Origin of the sequence: Halobacillus hunanensis, assembly GCF_900166655.1 — a bacterium.
Taxonomy (GTDB): Bacteria; Bacillota; Bacilli; order Bacillales; family Halobacillaceae; genus Halobacillus_A; species Halobacillus_A hunanensis.
This window is the reverse complement of record NZ_FVZB01000007.1, coordinates 1,280,998-1,295,112: the sequence shown is the minus strand read 5'-3', so window position 1 is coordinate 1,295,112 and position 14,115 is coordinate 1,280,998. Positions and strand designations below refer to the sequence as shown.

18 protein-coding genes and 1 other annotated feature are annotated in these 14,115 nt (G+C 41.4%); all 18 genes read left to right on the top strand.

Translation table 11 applies throughout. The features are described 5' to 3' along the window. Positions 1-27: 27 nt before the first annotated feature. The 18 genes from B5354_RS19320 to B5354_RS19235 all read left to right on the top strand — a co-directional run bounded on the left by B5354_RS19320 (position 28) and on the right by B5354_RS19235 (position 14,094). Positions 28-786, top strand: coding sequence for a prepilin peptidase (locus tag B5354_RS19320; RefSeq protein WP_079530416.1), 759 nt, complete (start codon positions 28-30; stop codon positions 784-786). A 96-nt stretch (positions 787-882) separates the two neighbouring features. Then, positions 883-1,728: a hypothetical protein gene (locus tag B5354_RS19315; RefSeq protein WP_079530415.1), complete on the top strand. Its 846-nt coding sequence runs from the start codon at positions 883-885 to the stop codon at positions 1,726-1,728. Between the two features lie 167 nt (positions 1,729-1,895). Next, a complete protein-coding gene (locus B5354_RS19310) occupies positions 1,896-2,462 on the top strand; it encodes a Maf family protein (protein ID WP_281252766.1) in 567 nt (188 codons plus the stop codon). Between the two features lie 45 nt (positions 2,463-2,507). Beyond that, a complete protein-coding gene (gene radC / locus B5354_RS19305; RefSeq protein WP_079530413.1) occupies positions 2,508-3,197 on the top strand; it encodes a RadC family protein in 690 nt (229 codons plus the stop codon). A gap of 151 nt (positions 3,198-3,348) precedes the next feature. Then, the gene (locus B5354_RS19300) at positions 3,349-4,389 is read left to right on the top strand and encodes a rod shape-determining protein (RefSeq protein ID WP_079530412.1); all 1,041 of its coding nucleotides are present in this window, start codon (positions 3,349-3,351) and stop codon (positions 4,387-4,389) included. Between the two features lie 12 nt (positions 4,390-4,401). Then, positions 4,402-5,283, top strand: a complete 882-nt coding sequence (gene mreC / locus B5354_RS19295) for a rod shape-determining protein MreC (RefSeq protein WP_079530411.1) — start codon at positions 4,402-4,404, stop codon at positions 5,281-5,283. After that, the gene (mreD, locus tag B5354_RS19290; RefSeq protein WP_079530410.1) at positions 5,280-5,807 is read left to right on the top strand and encodes a rod shape-determining protein MreD; all 528 of its coding nucleotides are present in this window, start codon (positions 5,280-5,282) and stop codon (positions 5,805-5,807) included. The genes mreC and mreD overlap by 4 nt, the downstream gene beginning before the upstream one ends. A gap of 42 nt (positions 5,808-5,849) precedes the next feature. Continuing rightward, entirely contained in the window at positions 5,850-6,536 is a 687-nt protein-coding gene (gene minC / locus B5354_RS19285) for a septum site-determining protein MinC (RefSeq protein WP_079530409.1), read from the top strand. Continuing rightward, entirely contained in the window at positions 6,529-7,326 is a 798-nt protein-coding gene (gene minD, locus B5354_RS19280; RefSeq protein ID WP_079530408.1) for a septum site-determining protein MinD, read from the top strand. The genes minC and minD overlap by 8 nt, the downstream gene beginning before the upstream one ends. 177 nt (positions 7,327-7,503) lie before the next feature. After that, positions 7,504-8,268 carry a M23 family metallopeptidase gene (locus B5354_RS19275; RefSeq protein ID WP_079530407.1) on the top strand — a complete coding sequence of 255 codons (765 nt, stop codon included), beginning with the start codon at positions 7,504-7,506 and terminating at the stop codon, positions 8,266-8,268. Between the two features lie 11 nt (positions 8,269-8,279). Beyond that, positions 8,280-9,110, top strand: coding sequence for a site-2 protease family protein (locus B5354_RS19270; protein WP_079530406.1), 831 nt, complete (start codon positions 8,280-8,282; stop codon positions 9,108-9,110). A gap of 12 nt (positions 9,111-9,122) precedes the next feature. After that, positions 9,123-10,550 carry a ribonuclease E/G gene (locus B5354_RS19265; RefSeq protein WP_079530405.1) on the top strand — a complete coding sequence of 476 codons (1,428 nt, stop codon included), beginning with the start codon at positions 9,123-9,125 and terminating at the stop codon, positions 10,548-10,550. A 35-nt stretch (positions 10,551-10,585) separates the two neighbouring features. Next, positions 10,586-10,658 (top strand) — a sequence feature (ribosomal protein L21 leader region). A 14-nt stretch (positions 10,659-10,672) separates the two neighbouring features. Then, on the top strand, positions 10,673-10,981 hold the full coding sequence (gene rplU, locus B5354_RS19260) for a 50S ribosomal protein L21 (protein WP_079530404.1): 309 nt from the start codon (positions 10,673-10,675) through the stop codon (positions 10,979-10,981). Positions 10,982-10,993: 12 nt separating this feature from the next. Next, complete coding sequence (locus B5354_RS19255; protein WP_079530403.1) at positions 10,994-11,323, top strand: ribosomal-processing cysteine protease Prp; 330 nt, start codon at positions 10,994-10,996, stop codon at positions 11,321-11,323. Between the two features lie 14 nt (positions 11,324-11,337). Beyond that, positions 11,338-11,628: a 50S ribosomal protein L27 gene (gene rpmA / locus B5354_RS19250; RefSeq protein WP_079530402.1), complete on the top strand. Its 291-nt coding sequence runs from the start codon at positions 11,338-11,340 to the stop codon at positions 11,626-11,628. A 195-nt stretch (positions 11,629-11,823) separates the two neighbouring features. Then, positions 11,824-12,339: a Spo0B domain-containing protein gene (locus B5354_RS19245; protein ID WP_139377174.1), complete on the top strand. Its 516-nt coding sequence runs from the start codon at positions 11,824-11,826 to the stop codon at positions 12,337-12,339. A gap of 12 nt (positions 12,340-12,351) precedes the next feature. Further along, positions 12,352-13,632 carry a GTPase ObgE gene (gene obgE, locus B5354_RS19240; protein ID WP_079530400.1) on the top strand — a complete coding sequence of 427 codons (1,281 nt, stop codon included), beginning with the start codon at positions 12,352-12,354 and terminating at the stop codon, positions 13,630-13,632. A 12-nt stretch (positions 13,633-13,644) separates the two neighbouring features. Further along, positions 13,645-14,094, top strand: a complete 450-nt coding sequence (locus tag B5354_RS19235) for an ACT domain-containing protein (RefSeq protein ID WP_079530399.1) — start codon at positions 13,645-13,647, stop codon at positions 14,092-14,094. The last annotated feature ends 21 nt before the right edge of the window (positions 14,095-14,115 follow it).

The following is a 14,115-nucleotide window of genomic DNA, read 5'->3' as shown; positions in this document are numbered from 1 at the left end:
AATTAAATAGAAAAAGGTGTAAGCATAATGACTATTGTTTTTAGCTTTTACTTTTTATTACTTGGCCTATTGTTTGGTTCTTTTTTCAATGTTGTCGGTTTGCGTGTTCCGAAAAGAGAATTTCTCAAACGAAAGCGCTCGTATTGTCCAAAGTGTCTTCACTCATTGTCCTGGTTCGATCTCATTCCCCTCATTTCTTACCTCCTCCTTGGCGCCCGCTGCCGTTACTGTAAACAGAAAATTCCTCTTCTTTATCCGCTAATGGAATGTACCAGCGGAATATCATTTATGTTTAGTTTTATACTGTTAGGATTTCAACCAAGGTTAGTTTTAGCTCTATTACTGCTCTCGTTGCTTCATATCATTATTGTGAGTGACTTAAATTATATGATTATCCCGGATAACATCCTTGTGTTTTTTTTCGTATTGCTCATGATTTATCGAATATTCGTACCATCAGGTTTATGGTGGGGTTTTCTATTGGGCGCTTCAGTTGGTCTATTTGGTACTGCTATGATTATCATGTTAAGCCGCGGAGGGATGGGAGGCGGAGATATGAAACTGCTCGGCTTAGTTGGATTCGCTTTAGGAACAAAGCTGTTACTCGTCGCTTTCTTTTCAGCCATTGTAATGGGCGCAATTGTTTGCTCCGTTCTTCTTCGCTCTGGTTTGATATCCAGACATCAGCCCTTTCCTTTCGGCCCTTTTATCGCTGCCGGCACGATTATTTCATTTTTCTACGGTACAAAAATGACGGAATGGTATATAAATCGATTCTTTCTCTAACAGGGGAACTTGTCGAAAGACACATGACAAAATTCAGCTAGTTTTTTATAATCCCTGTGATAGGGTTGGTAGAAACCCTAGCAGGAGTGATATAGAATGAGCCGAAATAATAAAATCTCTATTTCGTTACGAAAAAAGGAAGATCCAATTAAACAGGAAATTGTTCAAGCTAAAAAAGAACAGGCAGCTTCCACCAATGCCAAAGACTCCTATGATTATTGGGGAGAACCGACGCAGATGCATGTACATGAAATGCCGTATAAGGGAAAGAAATCCAGCGGTCCGCCGTTTATGAAAAATATAGGACTATCTATTGTTACAGCATTAGTGATTAGTTTAGCGCTTGGTTTTTTATTATTGCGAATGTTTGTATCTGTTACAGATGATACAAGTACAACTAGCGGAGCGGCCAATGCAGATACAAAGGCTGTGCAACCCGCACCTGCAGACACCGTCCCTGTTGATTTTCCTGAATTAGATAAACTAATTGTCCAAGCTGGTGTTTTTTCAACTGAAGGTAAAGCCAATGAGTGGCAAGCAAATTTAACAGAACAATCTTTGCCGTCTGTTATATGGGAACGCGATTCACAATTTTATTTACTTGCAGGGAGTGGAGCGAATCAAGCAGAAGTTGAACTGATTGCAGCCGAACTTTCAGCTGATGACATCCCAACATACACGAAAACATGGTCCATTTCAGCGGGAAGTGTGGAAGTTTCTGAGGCGCAGTCTTCGGTGGTGAATACGATCGTACAACATCTGGAAGGAAAGTCTTTTGCTGATGTGCCTGTGGAGGAAAGGGAGCAGCTCCTGACGGCGTGGCAAGAAACAGAACATGCAGATGGAGATTTCTCTAATGCTTTAAAAGCGTGGGCAAATGAAGGAGAAAATGGGGTTGTCTGGCTTAGGTTTGCACAGGCCCTTGAGCAAATGAAAAAATAGTAATAATCAAAACAGTGATTCCTTTAGCTGTTTAAAAAATCAACCTTCACCTATGAAATTGACTATTTCTCCTTAGATATGAGCTGTCATAAATTGAAAGCAGGCTATCTTATGAAGACTTGTTTTTGTGTAAACTATGAGTACCTCAAAAGAAAGGATGTGCCTCTTTGCCTAACCTTATATTAGGCTCGGCTTCACCTCGAAGGAAAGACCTTATGTTACAAGCTGGTTTTTCTTTTGAAGTTCGCTCAAGTTCAGTAAATGAAGTGATTTCAGAAGATTTGAAGCCAGAAGATGTTGTACAGAACCTTGCAGAACAGAAGAATGAAGCCATTTCACGATCGCCAAACGAAGTGGTGGTGACGGCCGACACAATTGTTTATATGGGTGGCCAATTGATGGGCAAACCTATGAACGAAGATGAGGCCTATTCTATGTTGAAGCAATTGAGTGGGAAATGTCATAAAGTCTATACAGGTGTTTCGATTAGGGACAGCCGTCTCTGGGTTTCCTTCGTAGCGAGTACAAACGTATATTTTTGGACATTGTCGTATGATCAGATTGAGTGGTATTTAAGCAAGCAGGAATCGTTGGACAAAGCCGGAGGATATGGTATTCAAGGTTCAGGAGCACTTCTAGTAGAAAAAATTGAAGGAGATTATTTTAATATTGTCGGGTTACCACTTTCCAGATTAACGAGGGAGGTGGCCGCCTTTAAGATCACGCCTGGCTGAGCACCTTTCTTTTGAGGAATGGATAAGAAGGGGTGCGAAGTATCAATGGCTGAAACGAGTATCATGATTAAGGATATACCCAGAGAGGATCGGCCGAGAGAAAGATTAATAGAACTTGGAGCAGGTCAGTTATCGAACCAAGAACTGCTGGCTATTTTACTAGGAAGTGGTACGAAACAAGAATCCGTCACCTCACTTGCTCAGAGGCTGTTGATTCATTTCGAAGGAGTCATACTCTTAAAGGATGCGACCATTGAAGAATTAACGGCTATTCGAGGGATTGGAGCCGCTAAGGCAGTTCTTATTCTTTCGGCAATTGAGCTTGGCCGAAGGATTCAGCAGATGAAACCTGTGCAAAGGTATATGATTCGCAGTCCAGAAGATGGGGCCGATTTTGTAATGGAAGAAATGCGTGAATTAAAGCAGGAACATTTTATTGTTTTATTTTTGAACACGAAAAACCAGGTTCTCCACCGTCAGACGATTTTCATCGGAAGTTTAAACGCCTCGATCGTACACCCGCGTGAAGTCTTTAAGGAAGCAGTCAAACGTTCGGCTGCTTCAATTATTTGCGCTCATAACCATCCTTCCGGCGACCCTACCCCATCCCAGGAAGACATTCAAGTTACCAGGAGATTACAGGAATGTGGTAAGATGATTGGGATAGAATTATTAGATCATCTTGTCATTGGTGACAGAAAGTTCATTTCATTAAAAGAAAAAGGATACTTGTAACACTATCTATTTTCTATGATTTTTCGTATAATTAAATTGATGAACTATATGAGCGCCATTTATAAGGATAAACTTATAATTGGCGCTTCTTCTCATAAAAAATAGATGTTCTTCCTGTTTGGTAAAACGGGTTTTAGAAAGGAAGATAAGATTGGGTTTATTTGGATTTTCTCAAGATCTAGGAATTGACCTGGGAACTGCAAATACATTAGTTTTTTTAAAAAATAAAGGTATTATTTTACGAGAACCTTCTGTAGTGGCGAAGAATGCTCATACAGGAGATATTGAAGCGGTAGGAAATGACGCAAGAAATATGATTGGGCGCACACCCGGATACATATCTGTCGTTCGACCAATGAAAGACGGGGTTATTGCCGACTATGAAACAACAGCTCAAATGATGAAGCATTATATTAAGCAGGCTTTAAAAACACGTTCTACGTTTGCCAGTAAGCCAAATGTAATGGTCTGTGTACCCTCTGGCATTACTATGGTAGAAGAACGAGCTGTTATTGATGCAACAAAGCAAGCAGGTGCAAAAGATGCTTTTCCCATTGCGGAGCCATTTGCTGCAGCAATTGGAGCAGGCATGCCTGTATGGGAGCCAACGGGTAGTATGGTCGTCGATATCGGGGGAGGTACGACTGAAGTAGCCATCATTTCTTTAGGTGGAATTGTAACGAGCCAATCCATCCGGGTGGCTGGTGATGAAATGGATGATGCGATTATTCAGTATGTCCGTAAAACGTATAACCTCATGATTGGAGAAAGAACGGCGGAAGAAGTAAAAATGGAAATTGGCGGTGCAGGTAATTTTAAGAGTTATGAAGAAATGGATATTCGCGGGCGTGATCTGTTAAGTGGTTTACCGAAAACGATTACCGTTAAATCTGAGGAAATCGTTGTCGCTCTTCAGGATACAGTAGAATCCATTGTGGAAACTGTGAAGAATACCCTGGAGAAAACACCACCAGAGCTGGCTTCAGATATTATGGAGCGTGGAATCGTCCTGACGGGCGGCGGGGCTCTGCTAAATAACATGGACTCTATTATTAGCGAGGAAACGAATATGCCTGTCTTCATAGCGGATGAGCCCCTAGACTGTGTAGCAATAGGTACAGGGAAATCTCTGGAATACATTCAGCATTTTAGATCTCAACCTAATGTAGCGTCTCGCCCGAAACCGGAATAAGGAGACGCTTTTATGCCTTCTTTTATTCGCAAAAAAAGACTAATGACCGTATTAATCGGTTTCGTCATCTTAGTAGTACTTATAGGTTTTTCAATGAGAGATCGTACTGAATTAACTGTTCCGGAAAAGTTTATCCAGGATACGGTGGGCTGGGCTCAATCTATTTTTCACTCGCCGATCCAATTAGTAACAAATACCACAAACAATATTCAAGATATGTTCCATGTTTATGAACAAAATGAAGTTCTGAAATCGCGTCTTGCTGAATATAAGGGACTTATTCAAAAAAATCAGCAGTTGAAAAAAGAAAATGAAGAATTAAGAGCAACAATTGATAAAACAGAATCATTAAGTGGTTACACCCCTATTCAAGCTACTGTCATCGCCCGCAGTTCTGAGCGATGGTTTGAACAAATGACTATCAATAGAGGAGAAGAACACGGAGTGGCTAAAGATATGGCTGTCATTACGAGTGAGGGCATGGTAGGTAAAATCAAGTCTGTAGGTGCTTTCCACTCCACTGTCCAGCTGTTAAGTGGTTTTGACCGTTCGAACAAAATTTCTTCATGGGTTGTTCGAGAAGGTGAAGATAATGTGTTTGGTTTAATTGAAGGATATGACAGGGAAAGCGGGCGTCTTCTCTTAGAGGGGATTAAACAGGATGTTGAGCTTAAAAAAGGTGATGTAGTGATATCCTCTGGCCTTGGCGGTGTTTTTCCTGAAAATCTTAGAATCGGTAAGATCGATGAAGTAGTCAACGATCAATTTGGTTTAACTAAAACTGCATATGTTGAACCTTTTGCAGACTTGTTTGATATCAATCACGTCATGGTCGTTGATCGGGACATGCAAACTATTATGGAGGAAGAACAAGGTGGGGGAGAACAACAATGAGGCGTTATATAATCCCTGCAGTACTGTTCATCCTCCTCGCTATACAGGGGATGGCCATGAGTTTATTACCAGCCAATATTGTATATTCAGATTTACTTGTTACTCCTCACTGGGTACTGTGCTTCATTGTCATCATTGCTATTTTCTACGATAAAGATCATACATATCATGCCATTTGGTATGGAATGATCTTTGGCCTGTTAATTGACGTTGTATATACAGGAGTGCTTGGAGTTTATATGGCGACATATGCGATGACAGCCTATGTTTTGCATGGGCTAAAGGAATTAGTTCATGCGAATTTTATCGTGGCTTCATTGTTAGCGATACTTAGCGTGGCTCTAGCTGACACAATGCTGTACATGATCTATTCTTTCGTACAAGTCACGACGATTTCATGGGGGAATTACGCGACATCGCGTCTGCTTCCGACAGTGGCGGGTAATATGATATTTTTCATCATTTTATATCCATGTGTGAAAAATCGTTTAGAGCAATGGTCAGAAGAGTTAACCAGTGCGTAGAAAAGAGAAAGAGAATTGTTTAAGACTTTGAGGTGAGGGCTTGTGGCAGTGAACGGTCAAATAGTAACGATAAAAGGGACAAGAGATGGATTAATTCTTAACTTAAATGATCAATGTTCATTTGAGTCAATTATACATGAACTAGAACAGAAGCTTTCCGTTAACGGAGTGGATCATGATGAACCCATGATCCGTGTTACGATCCGGCTGGGTAAACGGTATTTAAGTACGCAGCAACAGGAAACTTTAAAAGAAATTGTTCGTGAGAAACAGAGGCTGGTTGTAGAAGCTATCGAATCGGAAGTTATGACAAAAAAAGAAGCGCTGGCATGGAAAGAAAATACCGAAGTCACTCCTATTTTGAAAACGATTCGCTCAGGTCAAGTCGTTGAAGTCCGTGGCGACATGTTATTAATCGGGGATGTAAATCCTGGAGGACAAGTGATGGCTACAGGTAATATCTTTATTATGGGGCGTTTAAGAGGGGTGGCTCATGCTGGGACTGAAGGTGATGAAGAGGCGATTATTGCAGCGTCCTACATGAAGCCTAATCAGCTTCGGATCGCGGATCAATTATCTCGCGCCCCTGATTATGAGTCAGAGGGAGTTTACATGGAGTGCGGCTTTATTGATGAAGTGAAAGGCTGCATTCGAATCGACTCCCTCCAGGAAGTTACGAGAAGAAGACCGGACTTGGCTAGTTTTGAAAGGAGAATGCTTAATGGGTGAGGCTATTGTAATTACTTCTGGAAAGGGTGGAGTTGGTAAAACGACAACTACGGCTAACTTGGGAACCGCTCTGGCTCTTCAGAATAAGAAAGTATGCCTTGTGGACACCGACATTGGGCTTAGAAACTTAGATGTAGTGATGGGGCTTGAGAATCGCATCATTTACGATATTGTAGATGTAGTAGAGGAACGCTGTAAAACGAAACAAGCTTTAATTACCGATAAACGTTTTGACTGTCTTCATCTATTGCCGGCCGCTCAGACATCCGACAAATCCGCAGTTACGCCAGAAGGTATCAAAGCCATTGTTGATGAATTAAAACAAGATTATGACTATGTGATTATCGATTGTCCTGCTGGAATCGAACAGGGGTACAAAAACGCGGTATCTGGTGCAGATCGTGCCATCGTCATTTCAACGCCTGAGAAGTCTAGTGTGCGCGATGCCGATCGTATCATTGGGTTATTGGAGCAGGAGGATATTGAACCTCCAAAGCTCGTAATCAATCGAATTCGAAATCATTTAATGAAGAATGGCGATATGCTGGATGTAGATGAAATTGTCAATATTCTTTCTATTGACTTATTAGGTATTGTGATCGATGATGATGCGGTCATAACAGGCTCCAATAAAGGGGAACCTGTCGCGCTCCAGCCTAATACAAAATCCTCGCTTGCTTATCGAAATATTGCGAGACGAATCTTAGGGGAATCTGTCCCGCTGCTAAGCCTAGAGGAAGATTTAACTCTTATGGCCAAAGTTAAACGCTTCTTCGGTTTACGGGCTTAGCATCAGTTACATTAACGGCTTTCCAGCAATGTGTTGGAAAGCCGTTTTTTTAAGAGAATTTATAGTACCCCTTGACCTTCCTGAAAGAAATTATACGTTTGTTGAAATCAAACGACTCATATTCACGATTTCCTCCCCATAGAATGATAGAAAAGATGGAAGAGAGAAGGGGTTAGAGTGAATCGAAACATTGACTATGTACGTAAAAGTATAGCTCAACGCAAAAAACATAAAGTGAAGTCAGCGGGGCATGACCCAACCAGCAGAAGAATTGCACCTCCACAAGATGAAGAGATGCATGGATTCCCTCCCATCGTAACGGGAGGGTTTAGAGGAAAGACTCCTAGTAAAAAACGCTCTTCTTATTTAGGTGTACAAGTTATGTGTTCAGTTTTGTTATTTACAGGGATGTTCGTTAGTCAAAAAACGAATTTGGCCATTACCGCAGCACCTGAAACATGGGTGGTAAATCAGCTTGAAGAGGAGTTCCCATTTGCGAGTGTAACTGCTTGGTATAACGAACGGTTCGGCGATCCATTGCAACTAGTTCAGTCTAAAGATGGAAACCAGAGCAAGGAGTTAGCTTTACCAGTGAATGGAACAGTTACAAAACCCTTTCAAAATCATGGTCGAGGAATTGTCATGACAACAGATGGCGGGTCAGCTGTAAAGGCAGTTAAGTCAGGAACTGTCATATTTGCTGGGAATGATGACCAAACAAATAAAACCATTATTGTCCAGCACAAAGATGGAACAAACACGATTTATGGGTTTTTATCTTCCATCAATGTTCACTTATACGAGCATATAGAAGCACAAGAGGCAATTGCGCAGTTAGACCCGGCAGAAGGGGAAACCAAAGAGTTTTTCTTTGCGGTTAAAAGGGACGAGCAATATCTAGATCCGATTCAAGCCATGAAAGTGGATGAAGGGTCTGACTAATCATAAATAGAGTGCGCATTCATCCTTTATTCTTCCTTCTGGCCTTTTCTGCCTTTCTTACTGGTGCGTTTTATGAGTTCATCGTCTTATTTTCGATCGTCGCCCTTCATGAATGGGGGCATTTTACCGCAGCGCGTTACTATGGCTGGCGCGTTTCCCATATTGAGTTCTGGCTGTTTGGCGGTGCCGTGGTAAGCGAAGAACATTCAGCCAAACCATTTAAGGAGCAGGTTCATGTTATCTTGGCAGGTCCATTTCAACACGTATGGATAGCCGTTCTGCTTTTCGTACTCCAATCTTTCATCGGCCCTCACCCACTCATAGAAACCGCTGTCCATTATAATCGGATCATCTTATTATTAAATTTATTACCTATTTGGCCCCTTGATGGGGGCAAGTTATTGTTTTATGTACTAACACAATTGATCTCCTTCCAAAGAAGCATAAAGGTAACCTTATGGATCTCTTTTTCCTGTATCCTATCCGCCATTGGCATCCTGCTGATAGAAGAAAGGATGACTCTTGCCGGAATGCTATTAGCCGTTTTTTTACTTGTAGAAAACAGCTTGGAATGGAAGAGGCGAACATTTACATTCATGAGATTTCTAATGTACAGTGTTCAAAGAGACCCAGAGAAATTAAAGATTGAGTACCTGTCCATTGACCCAAATACCCCTATCCGCAGGGTTTTAAAAAATGTTCATGCGAATCGCAGGCATCTTTATATATTGAAACGAAAACCAGGTTTATATATAGTAGATGAACAAGAATGTCTTCGAATGTTTATGGATCAGAAGAAGACAAGCCTCCGAATGGGGGATCTTCCGAAAATTTTACACTAAAAGAGGGGTCAGATGAGGACAATTGCCGTACAAACACAGACGAGCGAGCAAGTAGGTATTGTGATCGAAAATAACGAGATCATTGAATATATATCAACTCACCCGAAGGTTAAAATACTTTCGGGTTCGATTTATTTAGGAAAAGTCGGTCAAGTCAACAAAGATCTGCAAGCAGCATTTATTGATATCGGGGAAGAACGAAAGGGGTTCTTAAGAAGGGAGTCTATTCCATGGGCACATGCCCCGATCGAAAGTACGTTAACTGAGGGACAATCACTAATCGTACAAGTGACTAAAGAACCCATTGGGGTGAAAGGTGCTCAGCTAAGTGCCGATATCACTGTTCCCGGAATGTTAGTCATTTATCAGCCTTTTGGAAAAAGAATATCAGTATCAAAGAAAATGGATTCAGTGCAGGCAGGAAAGTTAACGTCACTGGTCAATGAACAGCTTCGGTCAGAAGAAGGAGTGATCGTACGTACGGCCGCTGCGAACGTATCAGACACGATCATTTTGAATGAAATCAATCAGTTGAGAAGTCAATGGGAGTCACTTATGCTTCGGGAGTCCACTGCTAAAATAAGAAAAATGGTTGACGATCCAATATTACCTGATCAACTGATTCGCAAGCACCCGCTATCCAAGGTGAAAGAAATTGTTGTGGATAATAGTCAATTAAGTCAGTCGATTAAAAATCGTTATCCATTGCTTGCAGAAAAAGTGAAGTGGGTTAAAACTGTTTCTAGTTATACTGGAAAATCAATTAATGAAGTACAGTCTCAACTTATTCAGCCTGTTGTTCGGACTGAACAGGGCATGGAATTGATTATTGAACATACAGAAGCCATGACTGTTATAGATGTTAACAGCTCCAAATATAAACAGAAATCACTGTCTTCTTTTCAAAAGCTGGAAATGAATAAGGAAGCAGCGAAAGAAGTGGCTAAGCAAATTCAATTGCGGAATATTTCAGGTATGATTTTAATTGACTTTATCTCTATGCGGGAAACAAAACATGAGAAAGAACTGCTTCGTTACATGAAAACGGTTGTCAAAAAAGATCCTGTAGTTGTGACGGTTTTAGGGATGACAAAACTTGGATTAATGGAAATGACCAGAAAACGCACGTGGACGAACATAATTGGTGAATTAAGGGCTTCGCAGAGTCCTTCTTTTTCAGAGGATACACTTCTCTTTCGTTTAGAACGTGAGCTGATCGAGAATATACAGAGCGAAGCTGTGCTTATAGCCATTTCCCCTAGTCTTTACGAACGGAAAAAACAATTGCTTTCTAACGATATTTCTAGTAAAATTCCACAGGAGCTATTTGTTAGAAAGGCATCTGAGGTGCCGGGATGGCAAATAGAGCTTGAAGGGTCATTAACTATGATACGCGAAGCCATCAAACGGCGCGGGTATTATGTTGACAACTTGTTTTGATCTGTGGTAACATCGATATGTTATTTAAGTAGCACTTCATGCTACAACCGCACAGAACAGGTTTTGAAACCGTATAGCGGTACCTGAATGGCGAGTCTGAGTGAATTTAAGGAGGTGCAAGTATGTACGCAATTATTGAAACTGGTGGTAAGCAAATCAAAGTTCAGGAAGGCCAGGAAATCTACGTTGAGAAAGTAAACGGAGAAGCTGGTGAAACTGTTACTTTTGATAAAGTTCTTTTCGTAGGCGGTGACGACACAAAAGTCGGAGCTCCTTTCGTAGATGGTGCTTCTGTAACGGCGAAAGTTGAAAAACAAGGTCGTCAGAAGAAATTGACTGTCTTTAAATACAAGCCGAAAAAGAACTACAAACGCAAACAAGGTCACCGTCAACCGTACACGAAACTTGTTGTTGAGAGCATCAAGGCGTAAGGGACACTGACGATGATTAATGTATCTATGTTTCGCACTCATGGAGACATCACAGGTTTTGAAATTACCGGACATGCGGAGAGCGGACCTTATGGCCATGACTTAGTGTGTGCTGCAGTTTCTGCTGTAACCTTTGGTGCAGTGAATGCCATTGAAAGTCTTTGTGAAATTGATCCTGATGTTACACAGGGCGGGGAAGGCGGTTATTTAAAAATAACTTTGCCGGGAAATTTGGATGGAGTTGCCCATTCCAAGGCCCAGACCTTACTTGAAGGCATGCAGGTTTCACTTGAAACGATAGAATATGAATACAGCCAATATATTAAAATCACACAAATGTAAGGAGGTGCAAAGCCATGCTACGTCTAGATTTGCAGTTTTTTGCCTCTAAAAAAGGTGTAAGTAGTACAAAAAACGGCCGTGACTCTGAGTCTAAACGTCTTGGAGCGAAACGTGCTGACGGACAATCTGTAACGGGTGGATCCATTCTTTACCGTCAACGTGGAACAAAGGTATATCCTGGTGAAAACGTTGGACGCGGAGGAGATGACACACTCTTCGCAAAAGTGGACGGTGTTGTTAAGTTCGAACGTTACGGACGTAACCGCAAGAAAGTCAGCGTTTATCCTGTAGCACAGGAAGCTTAATTCGATATAGTATGGTTTCATACGTCATGTAAGTCGCGCCTATGCCTATTGCATAAGCGCGGCTTTTTCTTGTAATTTGTGAAAAATATGGCAGTTCCACCGAAAGAGTGGCTTTTCATTGTTAATAATCATTCAGTTTCTCGTCGAACTTTGCTATACTTTTTAATAATATGCAGGGTAGAGGGGCTGTTTTATTTGAGTAAAGAAGAGATAATTGCCATACTAAGGCATAAGCGTCATGACTGGATGAATCAAATCCAATTAATCCAAGGATATGCTTCTATGGGAAAGATGGATAAGCTCCAAATGCAACTCAATAGGATCTCCCAGGAGTCGGAACAGGAACGCAGACTGTTAAATAGTGGGGCTTATGAATTCTCTGTTTGGCTGCTTACATTTAATTGGAATCAAGAGCAATACCGTTTAGTATATTCGATCCATGAAAATGTTGATTTACCCCGTCATGACCAAAAGGTGACGGCTTATGCGAAACGTTTACTTACTTTGTTGGATGAATTCAGTATAAAAGATGAACTTTATGAAGGTAGTGTACAAGTTTATCAGGGGATAAATAGTGGTCAGTTTGGTATAAGCTGGGAATGGAAGGGAACCTTTTCAGATCCCGAACGATTAAATAGAAAACTGGAAGAGGAAGGTTTTATCGCTTATTGCGAAGAGGATGAACTTTCCGTTGAAATGAAGATAGAATAAGAGGTGATCACTATGTTTGTAGATCAGGTCAAGGTATTTGTTAAAGGCGGCGATGGTGGAAATGGGTTAGTTGCCTATCGTCGTGAAAAATATGTTCCGATGGGCGGTCCTGCCGGAGGTGATGGGGGGAACGGAGGCGACGTCGTTTTTGAAGTGGATGAAGGCTTAAACACGCTCATGGACTTTCGTTATCAACATCATTTTAAAGCCAAACGCGGGGAAAATGGAATGAATCAGAAGCAGCATGGAAAAAATGCTCAACCCTTGGTGGTCAGTGTTCCACCCGGCACTACAGTAAAGGATGTTGAGACTGAAAGAGTAATCGCAGATTTAACAGAGCATAAACAGACAGCTGTTATAGCTAAAGGCGGTCGAGGAGGGCGCGGAAATGCCCGGTTTGCAACGCCGAGGAACCCTGCGCCTGAAATAGCAGAAAACGGGGAACCTGGAGAAGCGTTGGACGTACAAGTTGAACTGAAGCTGCTCGCTGATGTTGGGCTTGTAGGTTTTCCAAGTGTTGGTAAATCAACGTTTCTATCGGTCGTCACAGCAGCCAAGCCAAAGATTGCTGATTACCATTTCACTACTCTAGCTCCAAATTTAGGGGTAGTTGAAAGTCAGGATCACCGTAGTTTCGTGTTAGCGGATTTACCAGGGTTGATCGAAGGGGCCCATGAAGGGGTTGGTCTGGGACATCAGTTTTTAAGACATATTGAGAGGACGCGTTTAATCTTACACATCATCGATATGGCATCACTTGAAGGACGTGATCCTTATGAGGACTACGTGACGATTAATCATGAATTATCCTCCTATGATCAACGGTTAGCCAAGCGCCCTCAAATCATTATTGCTAATAAAATGGATATCCCTGAAGCGGAAGAAAATTTAGCATCCTTCAAGGAAAAAGTCGGCGATGTACCTATTTTCCCGATTTCTACAGTGACAGGAGATGGGTTGGATGAACTCTTGTATGCGGTAGCTGATCGTCTTGAGGAAATTCCAAAGTATGAAGAACAGCCCATTGAAGAAGTAGACGAACGAGTTGTTTATAAATTTGAAAAAGAAGAAGCCCCATTTAAAGTTACTCGTGCCGATGATGGAGCCTACGTGCTTTATGGTGAGAAAATTGAGTCTGTGTTCAGGCGTACTGATTTTTCTCGAGATCAGTCCATAAATAGATTTGCCAGACAGATGCGCGGCATGGGTGTGGATGAAGAACTTAGAAAACGAGGAGCTAAAGATGGAGATACGGTTAGACTTCTTGATTATGAATTCGAATTTGTTGATTAAGGGGGTAGTGTAATGGCGGATTACAATGAGCAATTTTATTTAGTCCGTAGTGATATTCTCCCTGATGCTATGAGGAAAACGATCGAAGCAAAAGAATTACTGGAACGCAGCAAAGCGGAATCCATTTTTGAAGCTGTTCAACATGTCGGTCTTTCCCGCAGTGCTTTTTATAAGTATAGGGATGCTGTTTTTCCGTTCCAAGCGATGGTAAAGGAACAGATGATTACATTATTCTTTCATTTAGAAGATCGTACCGGAACACTTTCAAACCTATTATTAACGGTTGCAGATTCAGGATGTAATATCTTGACCATTCATCAAACAATTCCATTGCAAGGGAAAGCGAATGTAACGTTGTCTTTAAACACAACGGGTATGACTTATACTATCGAGAAATTATTACAAAAGCTTCATAAATTGGACTTCGTAGATCGAGTGGAGATTTTAAGTTCAGGAGCTTAAGGTGAGGAGAAGTGAAGGCTT